Below are 9,018 nucleotides of genomic sequence, written 5' to 3' on the forward strand. Positions count from 1 at the left end.
TTCCCGGATCGCGTTCCGCCGCTTCTGGATGTAGGCGTTTTTGACGGCCGTGTACAAATCCAGCGTGGCTTCCTCCACCCCCTGAAATTTTTCCAAATTCAACGAGCGGTCATTCAGGATTTCTTCGACCCGGCTACCAGTCTGTGCGATGGTAGACGTCGTCCGGTTATGATGGGCGACCAGCGAGGGAATGCCGTTCACCTCGATAAGGGGAAAGACCATCCAGTTGATGGGGTTCAGCGCGATATCGCCCACATACCCGAAAAAATCTCTGAGCGTGAATGGCGGAAGAAAAGGCAACACCAGGTAGGGCCCCGGCTTCACGCCGTAAAATCCCAGCGTCTGGCCGGTATCCTCTTCCGGCGTGTTGATATCCATGTACTTGGCCACATCGACCAGCCCGCCCAACCCGAAGGTGCTATTCAGCAAAAACCGGCCGACTTCGGTCCCGGCGCCGGAGAGTTTTCCCTGGGCAAGATTGTTGATGAGCCGCGAGGGAAAGCGGATGTTGTAGAAGAGATTGCTGATGCCGATTTGCACGGGATTCGGCACCACCTTGTTATATCCCTGCGCGACCGGCTTGAGCACCCACCGGTCCACCTGACGATTAAACTCGAATACCTTGGTGTTGAGCGGCTCCCAGGGGTCGTACTCCTCTCCTCCCGGCGGCTCGTCGCCATTCGCAAACGGATCGTAGAACGGGTCTTCGGCCGGCTCGAGATCCGGGGCCTTCTTCTCGGCCGGAACGGCCGCGTTGGCGATCAGCAGGACTTGTGGTGATGCCACGCGAGATAGGGCCCGCTCAGCCGATTCGGAGTGCGCGTTCGACTGCTTCTCCGATGCCACAAGCCGTTCTTCCGAACCGGTATTCACTGTCGGTCGTCCTGGCCAACCGGCACATCCCACCATCGACAACAGCGCCACCACAGACACCGCACTCACAAACCCCGTCATGCTCACGCCTGTCCGCTGCACCATGCCTCCTTGCACTTACACCAGACGCCGTTCCCCGCCGCACATGACCACCGCAGCAAGCGGTCGCACTCTACCAGAATGTTCCTGCACTCGCCAGACGAGGTGCCGTCTTCCGAACACCCGTAGCAGGGGACGCGCTCGCTCTACGTGATGCATCTTACCAAGCGATCCGCGCATGAATAGAAAAAACACACAAGCGGCAGCTCAGGGAGTGCTCCATCATCGACCGATCACGCCCGAAATAAATGCAAACAGTTTCGTAAAATAGGCCCGCCCTCCAGCTGACGGCACATCATTGTGATCGGCGCCCTGCACGACATACCACTCCTTCGGCGATTTTGCGGCAGCGTAGGCCCGTCGTCCCAATTCAATCGGAATGATGTCATCACGATCGCCGTGCACAAACAACTTGGGCAAGGACAGATGGGGCAACCGATCTTCCAGCCGAAACGAAGCCCCCAGCAACCAATGGACCGGCAAGCCCAGGTAATGGTGGCGCGCCACTGCCTCAATCGAAGGAAAACAGGATTCCAACAAGAGTCCCATCGCCGGGCGTTGCGTTGCCAGTTCTCCGGCCACCGCCCCGCCCAACGAGCGACCGAAAATGACGAGGCGTTCCGGCCTAATTCGACGAACACGCGTGAGATAGTCATAGGCCCCGATCGCATCCTGATAGAGCCCATCTTCAGTCGGACGTCCCTGACTTTTCCCGTACCCGCGATAGTCGAAGAGAAACACGGACAGGCCGAGCCGATGCAAGGCACGCAGATTCTCCAGCCGGTGAGTCATATTGCCGGCATTGCCGTGGCACCAGAGCAAGACCGCAGAACCAGCCGACTGCTCCGCATACCAACCGAACAGTTTCGTGCCGTCGGCAGCCTGAAACCAGACATCCTCCAACGGCACACCGCCGACGGTGGACCAATCACGCTCTTCCCACGGATGCGGATGATAGACGAAAAATTGATCGAGCAGACTCATGAGAGTTCTACGCTCTAAAAAAACGCCTGCACGGTGAACAATACATCGTTGTCATGATCCCGATGGCTGTATTCCAGACGAAGCGCCCAATTCTGCGCGAGCGTATACCGCTGCCCCACCGACCAGCGCACATCGTCGGACGTCTCACCTAACGCATACCGTAAATAGCTGGCCGACGCGAGGAGCCGCCACCGCTCGGCAAGGTCGGCATAGAAACCTACCGACGCACCACCTCCGACCCGATGACGCTCCTCATAGGCGCGGCTGTAGTTCCCCTCCACCTCCGCAAAGGCAAAGAAGACTTCGCGCCGCAACAGATGCGTTTCGGCCGACGCGCCGATCCCGCCGTTGACACTCCAGTTACTGCAGAGCTCGCACCACCGGTGCTTGATGGTCTGCATGCCCAGATTCAATTTCCACGATGGCGCACGAAATAGGCCGTCGATAGGAGACAACGACAACACATTGATCACGGTCGCCCGCTCAACTCGCGTCTGCTCGGCCCGGTTGTAGTGGCGCAGGCTGAGGGAGCCCACTTCGATCTGGGCATCCGGCGTATACCCGGGTTCCGGATCGAGCAGATCATGATAGGCGGCCCGGACGGAGATCTCTTCGAACGTCTCATTATTACGCCAGCCTCCTCCCAGCGACGCGCGAGACGTGCGGTGTCCCACATCCGGCTGCCTGGCAAAGGGGAGAATCGACAGATCTTCCGAAGGAATACGGAGAAGACTCCGTGCGGTCAGAATCTGCCGATTGTGATCGCGGGCCGCTGCCGCCTGTGTCTCATCCCGCTCACCCGCATACCGCACATAGTCCGATGCCACATCTAAGACAAAGGCCTGGCGCGACAACGGCAAGCTCCGCACATCGTCAGACTGGGCGGATGCCGCATCGCGTACGACTCGCTTGACCAACTCATGTTCAGAAGCCGTGAGATGTTCCCGCTTGCGGCGAATGAGTGTGACCCTGGAGGGACGAAACGCGATATCGGTCACCAATCCCGGTTGAGCGGCGAGCAGGCGCACGGTATCCGCGGGGATGGTCCAAAAGCCGAAATGCTTGGTCAGGTGAAGGGAGGGGTCGGCATATTCCAGCAAAGACAAGAGATGGTAGGAACAATTTTCCTTGAAGAAAAAATAATCAAATGAGGCGTTCCCCAATTCCCACGCGTGCATCAGCAATCGTCGGATTTGCGACTCGCCAAAATTCAGCCGGTACTCCCAGATATCGCGATTCTCCATGTCCCGGTACTCCTGCACTTTGAGGTAGTAGGGAATGGTCGAAAAATACCCCCGATACCCACCGAAAATACCCCGCACGGGATAGGCCAGGCCTTCGTCCTTCGGGACATCGGCGGCGAAATTGATGGTGTAGGCGAGGATACGCGTCTGAGGCGTCTGCCCTTCCTGATCGATCCGGAGCAGCGTGTGGCCGAACATGGACGCCGGGTTATTCATGAAGGCCGATGGAAACACCAGCGTAATAGACCGAGCGTGAAACTCTTCAATCCATCGTTCGAAGCGCTCGCAAGGCATGGGCGGAAGCTGGCCTGGATCAAAACCAAGACGATCTTGGAGCCACGCATACCGCGCCACAAAGGCACATTGAGCCGGCTGCTTCGATCGACCGACCAACTCCGGTGAAAAGAATTGAGTCAGGGTGGCGTCGAGTTCGGCCTGAGGATCGGTCTTGCCTTTGGGAGAAAGAAAAAATCCGGGTTCGTCTTGTTCGCTCGTATAGCCGCCGAACAGATCCGCGCGATAGTGAAGCAACAAATGCCACTCACGCTCATCAGCCAGATGCGCGTCGTGAGCCCGCTGAAGCAGGTGCGAAAGATAGGGCGACGGTGGCTCCTCCGCCAGGGCAGGGATTGCCCAGAGACAGGCGGCCAACAGGATAGTTAGGAGTTGCACGATCGGGAGCAGAACAACACAGGGCCCCGGTCGATGACCGGAGCCCTGGTCGGATATGAATTAGCGGCTGACGACTTGGGCGAGGACAGGGCTCTTGGAGACCGCGTCATTCAACGTCTTCACCAGCGCGACCGATGCGGTTTCACCGTCCTGCACCAGCGCGGTGTACCGCTCCTGGGTCAAGGCGAAGAAGGCCGCATGTTGTTCGCTTGGTACGCCCATCAGGGTCGCCAGGGAAGCCAGGTGTTCACCTTTCCCCTGCGCCATTTCCTGCGTCAAATTCTCAAAGTTCAGGAGCGCAAACATGGTGGTCTTTTGATCCGCCCAGACCTGCCCGTCGTTCGTGCACCCGGAAGTCCCGGAACTAATGCCGAACGTGCCGCTGCCGAAGGTGCCGTTGGTCGTAGCCATCATGACCTGCGGCGCAATGTTCTTCTGGTTCTTATAGTCCGCCCAGGCCAGTTTCCCAAGACCACAACCTGGTCCGGTATCAGGATTGGCCGCCATCGCCAACCCTGCCTGCGACGCCACCGCCACCACACCCAACGCAACGATCAATTGTCTCAGCATAAGTCCTCCTCCTTTACACAAGTGAATGACTCCACCCCATGGTCCCGATGAATAACGGGCTCATTATAGCCAACGCTCGCAATCATGTAGAGCAAAAAAATCTGTAGGAAACAGGGGAATCAACTTGCCCCTCCTTCCGCACAATCCCTCTTGGCTAGAAAATCCATCCAATCCCCGCTAGGGCGTGATGCGCATGGTAATCGAGGGATACGTCGCTCCAGTGAAAGTTGGCCGTCACCCGTTTGTATTCGGAGAAAAGGAAGGTGCGTCCGCTCAGACTATACTGGACCCCCACCATCAGTTGATAGGAGAACGCAGCAGTTGAATCGAAGTCTTGATTCGTTCGTCCCGGGAAATTCGCTCCATGGAAAATCGCCGAAGAGTATCCCACACCAACACCGGCATAAGGGCGAAACTCGCCGTCAGGTTTTCTGGCAATGAGGTTGGTCATACTGTTCGTAACGGTCAGTCCCGCTGTAGCCTCTCCTCTGCCGTTGTTCCCAGTGGTTGCAGCCAAGAGCCTACCATTAGTTCCAAAATATTCGATTTCGACCCCTACGATCCTCCGGGTGAACTCCGGGAAAATGCCAATTCGCACCCCCGCGCCAAGGCTGTTGTATAACGTGACCTTCTGGGCGCCCTGCCCGCCAAGATTCAAACCCCGATCCTCAGGAAACCCACCCACCACCGCCAGGCCCAGGTAGACATCGGCGGATTCTGCCGCATGAACAGGGTACGGCCACACAACATGATGCTGGACAAACCCTCCAGTTACAAGGCTTCCAGTTATGAGAAATTTATTCAGCAGGCAGCAAAGGGCAGTCCGTTGGTTCATACTAGACCACTTCCCTTTTTCATTCGTGCATCAATTTCGTCCCTGAGGTCTCCTACCAGTAGAAACATCCCATTCAAACTCTTTTCACTTAGAAAAATGGAAAAAGCGTGGACGGAATTTATCCGTCCACGCTTTTTGTGATGAGAAAGGGATGGGTTCAGTACTGACTAGTTCCCCTTCGCAATGGTGCAGACCTCAATATACAGACCCAAGATGTTCTTGATGTACTGCTCCGTATATACAACTTTCTTGATGCCACCATTGTTCATAGCCGCTTCAACAGTGGTATCACCCGTCCCTACCATGCCGAGGATGCTTGTACCGCACGACTTACCTGTCTTGGATGGAGAAGCACCATTGTCATTCAAAATACTTCCAGAGGTGGTTTCGGAGAATATCCATCCATGGGGATGGATTCCAGCAGGCTGCGTGTACCCGCCGTAGCTAGAGCAGCCATAAAGTGACGCGGCAAACGCAACAACGCCCAACGACATCAGCATACGTTTCATACAGACATCCCCCCTTTGTGGTTGACATTGAATGGACACCGAACGCGAACGGTTTTGAAGACTTGTGGGATTTTCTTAGGCATATGGGCCCACGATGGGGCCACTATATTCACGGCTCACACGAATGTCAATCGCAATGCATATTTGAGAAGGCTATCCCGCCGTTCGAGGATATCCTCCACCTATATCTCCGCGCGATCGGCCAAGAGGATGTGGTGCGATTCAACGGTGTCGTGCTCGAGCAGGAGCACTCCTACCGTTCGGGGCAAGTGAAACCGCTTCGGCCCGGCGGAACCCGGATTGAACAACAATACCCCGTCTCGCCATTCGGCCTTCGGCTGATGCGTATGCCCATACACACACACCGCTGGACGGAGGCGCGCCAACAGATCCATCCCGTCTTCCGTCAGCCGCCCGCCTTCATACAGACGATGGGTGATCGCAATTCGATGGCCCACCAACTCGACGAGCTGCTCGACCGGAACGCCGCTTGCTTCGAATCCGTCCACATTGCCGGAGACCGCCGTCACCGGCGCGATTCGTTGGAGCTGCGCGAGGACATCCCCCCGGCCGATATCACCAGCATGCAGAATATGGTCGACTTCGGAAAATTGACGCAGGATCGCCCGATCGAACAATCCGTGCGTATCCGAGATCACCCCAATGCGCATCAGAGGCTCCGGCCCTATTTCCTTTGCTCGGATGAACTCAACGAATCCTGCACCTGCTTCCACTCGAAGGTGAACGGGTTCGGTAGCCGTTTGGGTAAGGCCGCCAGTTCGGCCCTCAGTCGTTCCGCGCGGGCCGCGCTCATGGGATGGGTAGAGAACAGCTCGACACGTTCCTTGTCTTTCTCAGACAGGCGTTCAAAAAACCGGATCATGCCGTCCGGCGCGATCCGCGCATCGGAGAGCAGCCGAAGGCCGGTGAGATCGGCTTCCGTTTCCTGTTCGCGACCGAACTTCAGCGTCGCCAACTCCATACCCAACTGTTTTGCCAGGCCAAGCACACCCTGTTGATCGCCCAACACAATGCCGACCACAGCCGCCAACCCCAGCATTTTGACCATACGCTCCAGCCCGTGCCGCTGCAGCACATGGTTCAACTCATGGCCCAAGACCCCGGCAACTTCCTCGCCGCTTTCTGCCTTGTTCATCAAACCGGTAAACACGACCACATAACCTCCGGGTAAGGCAAATGCGTTCACCACGGGGCTCTGCACCACCGACACCTGAAATTTGTAGGGATTGTTGGGAATCTTCTCAGTCAGCCGCTGCGTCATTTCCTGAACCGCGCTGACCGCCGGACCTTGCTTCAGGACTGTCTCCTTGGACAGGAAGTCCTGGTACACCGTTTCACCGAGTTTTTGTTCCCACTCGAGGGGAATTCGGGCGACCGCCCATTCGACGACCAGATCGGACCCGAACCACAGGAACAGGACCAGGCCGATCAGGACTCCCACGACACTGCTCCACAGCAGACGATGGCTGTGTCGTGCGCGCCGGACCTGCTCAGCAGCCCGCTCAAGAGGTGCCGTCAACTGCGACGGGGCTGCGCGGCGAAACGCGACGATCAAGGCCGGATCTTTGAGATACACGGTCCTGCGCGACGAGCCATCGCCCCACGACACCACCAGCTGATCATGGTCCAATCCACCGGCCTCGACCGACATATCTGCAAAGGCCACGACCTGATCCACAAGCGGAGCAGTGCCCGTCGGACTGACACGCAGGCCATCCGCCAAGACCACCACCACGCACGGCGCGCCTGAGGCCGGCAGGTCATCACCGAAACAGAGCGCGTTGGGAATAGGATTCATCGGACTTCGACTTTCCTCATGAAAAAATCCTGTCTGTGAAACGGGCGTTCAAAACGGCGGCCAACGCGACCGCAGGCGAGAAAAAACCGGAGGCGTACCCTCTGGGGTACGTTGAGGATTTTTTCGAACCGAGAACAAAGTTGGCAGGCGTTTTCAGCGCCCGCCATTCAGCCGCTATTCCGAGACGGGGATGAACTGGCGTATCCAACTTCCAAAACTGCCGGGATTGCGGCTTTGAATGTATACGACACCGGGACCGCGGAAGCGGCATACCAACCCTTCACCAGACGTGAGGCTGGCGATCCAGCCAGACGAGGCCTTCTCGATATTGTACGTCGTGGTGGAAGTCCAAGCCACCAGGTGGCTGTTGTCGACGATATATTCTTCGTTCGGCTTCAGGTCGATTTTATGAATGGCTCCAAAACTGTTGAGAACCAGCTGTCCGGCCCCGCCGATCTTCAAAATAAAAAACCCTTCTCCGCCCAGCAGCCCACGCGTCAAGCTTTGCATCTTGCTCTCGATCTTCACGCCCTCCGCGCCTGCCAGGAACCCGTCCTTCTGCACCATGTATTCATTCACACCGTCGAGCTCCAGTAAGACGATCTCTCCGGGCACCGTCGGCGCCAGCAAGACCTCGCCCGCCCCGCGGCTTGCCCTGAGGGTCTGAAAGAAAAACTTTTCGCCACTCAACATCTTCCGTGACAACGCGCCCAGGAATCCGCCTTCCATCTTGCTCTCAATGTCGATCGTCGGCGAGGCAGCCACCATGGCCCCGGATTCGGCCTTCACTGTCTCGTTGGCGTCCAAATACACCCGCACCATCGGAAATGCCCCGGGATACAGAATCTCACACTTCATCGATCGCTCCCTTCGTGAAACCACAGCCCCTGATGACCGGCATAATTCTGTGGAATGTCCCCCATCCTGTCAAGCCAACGGCAGAATGCCGTCGGACCGGCCTCGACCCGCTCCGCTATCGGCGTCCTCCTCCTCTTCAGATTCGGACGGAATCAACCGATAGGAAACTACCGTATCAGGCTCTTGGCACCGTTCGCTCCAGCATAGACCAGCCACATGAAACGCGTCGTGATCGAAGAACTCGCGCCGGGGATGATCCTGGCCAAGCCTGTCACCAACAGCACGGGCCTGGTCGTGCTCCCCATCGGCGCGGAACTGGATGAAGCAACCCTTGCCCGACTCCAGCGCCTGGGGATCCCCTCCGTCTACGTGGAAGGCGAGGCCGGTGATGCAAGCGGGAAGACCCTCGCCGAATTGGAAGCCGAGCTCGATCATCGCTTTCGGCGCGTGATTGACGACCCGATTCAATACCAGCTTCGTGAAGCGATTCGCCTCCAACTCCGGGCGACGCACGGAGTTACCAATCCTCCGGAGGCACCGTCGACCACATGAGCT

10 protein-coding genes are annotated in these 9,018 nt (G+C 57.5%); 1 reads left to right on the top strand and 9 read right to left on the bottom strand.

Features of this window, described 5'->3' with window-relative positions; translation table 11 throughout:
* From KF784_18715 to KF784_18755, 9 genes are all read right to left on the bottom strand, one after another.
* Positions 1-978: VacJ family lipoprotein (locus KF784_18715; protein MBX3121098.1), on the bottom strand; the 978-nt coding region annotated here is incomplete at its 3' end.
* Between the two features lie 216 nt (positions 979-1,194).
* A complete protein-coding gene (locus KF784_18720; protein MBX3121099.1) occupies positions 1,195-1,956 on the bottom strand; it encodes an alpha/beta hydrolase in 762 nt (253 codons plus the stop codon).
* A gap of 14 nt (positions 1,957-1,970) precedes the next feature.
* The gene (locus KF784_18725) at positions 1,971-3,872 is read right to left on the bottom strand and encodes a DUF4105 domain-containing protein (protein MBX3121100.1); all 1,902 of its coding nucleotides are present in this window, start codon (positions 3,870-3,872) and stop codon (positions 1,971-1,973) included.
* 60 nt (positions 3,873-3,932) lie between these two features.
* Positions 3,933-4,442, bottom strand: coding sequence for a DUF3015 domain-containing protein (locus tag KF784_18730; GenBank protein MBX3121101.1), 510 nt, complete (start codon positions 4,440-4,442; stop codon positions 3,933-3,935).
* A gap of 154 nt (positions 4,443-4,596) precedes the next feature.
* Entirely contained in the window at positions 4,597-5,187 is a 591-nt protein-coding gene (locus KF784_18735; GenBank protein ID MBX3121102.1) for an outer membrane beta-barrel protein, read from the bottom strand.
* Positions 5,188-5,444: 257 nt separating this feature from the next.
* Positions 5,445-5,786, bottom strand: a complete 342-nt coding sequence (locus tag KF784_18740) for a TRL-like family protein (GenBank protein ID MBX3121103.1) — start codon at positions 5,784-5,786, stop codon at positions 5,445-5,447.
* Positions 5,787-5,968: 182 nt separating this feature from the next.
* On the bottom strand, positions 5,969-6,457 hold the full coding sequence (locus KF784_18745) for a metallophosphoesterase family protein (GenBank protein MBX3121104.1): 489 nt from the start codon (positions 6,455-6,457) through the stop codon (positions 5,969-5,971).
* 14 nt (positions 6,458-6,471) lie between these two features.
* On the bottom strand, positions 6,472-7,605 hold the full coding sequence (locus KF784_18750; protein ID MBX3121105.1) for a M48 family metallopeptidase: 1,134 nt from the start codon (positions 7,603-7,605) through the stop codon (positions 6,472-6,474).
* Between the two features lie 174 nt (positions 7,606-7,779).
* Complete coding sequence (locus KF784_18755) at positions 7,780-8,427, bottom strand: TIGR00266 family protein (GenBank protein MBX3121106.1); 648 nt, start codon at positions 8,425-8,427, stop codon at positions 7,780-7,782.
* A gap of 252 nt (positions 8,428-8,679) precedes the next feature.
* On the opposite strand from KF784_18755, the gene KF784_18760 reads away from it, so the two are divergent.
* Positions 8,680-9,015 (top strand): hypothetical protein, encoded by a 336-nt coding sequence (locus tag KF784_18760; protein MBX3121107.1) that lies wholly within the window; start codon positions 8,680-8,682, stop codon positions 9,013-9,015.
* Positions 9,016-9,018 lie beyond the last annotated feature (3 nt).

The organism is Fimbriimonadaceae bacterium (genome assembly GCA_019638775.1).
Classification (GTDB): Bacteria; Armatimonadota; Fimbriimonadia; order Fimbriimonadales; family Fimbriimonadaceae; genus JAHBTD01.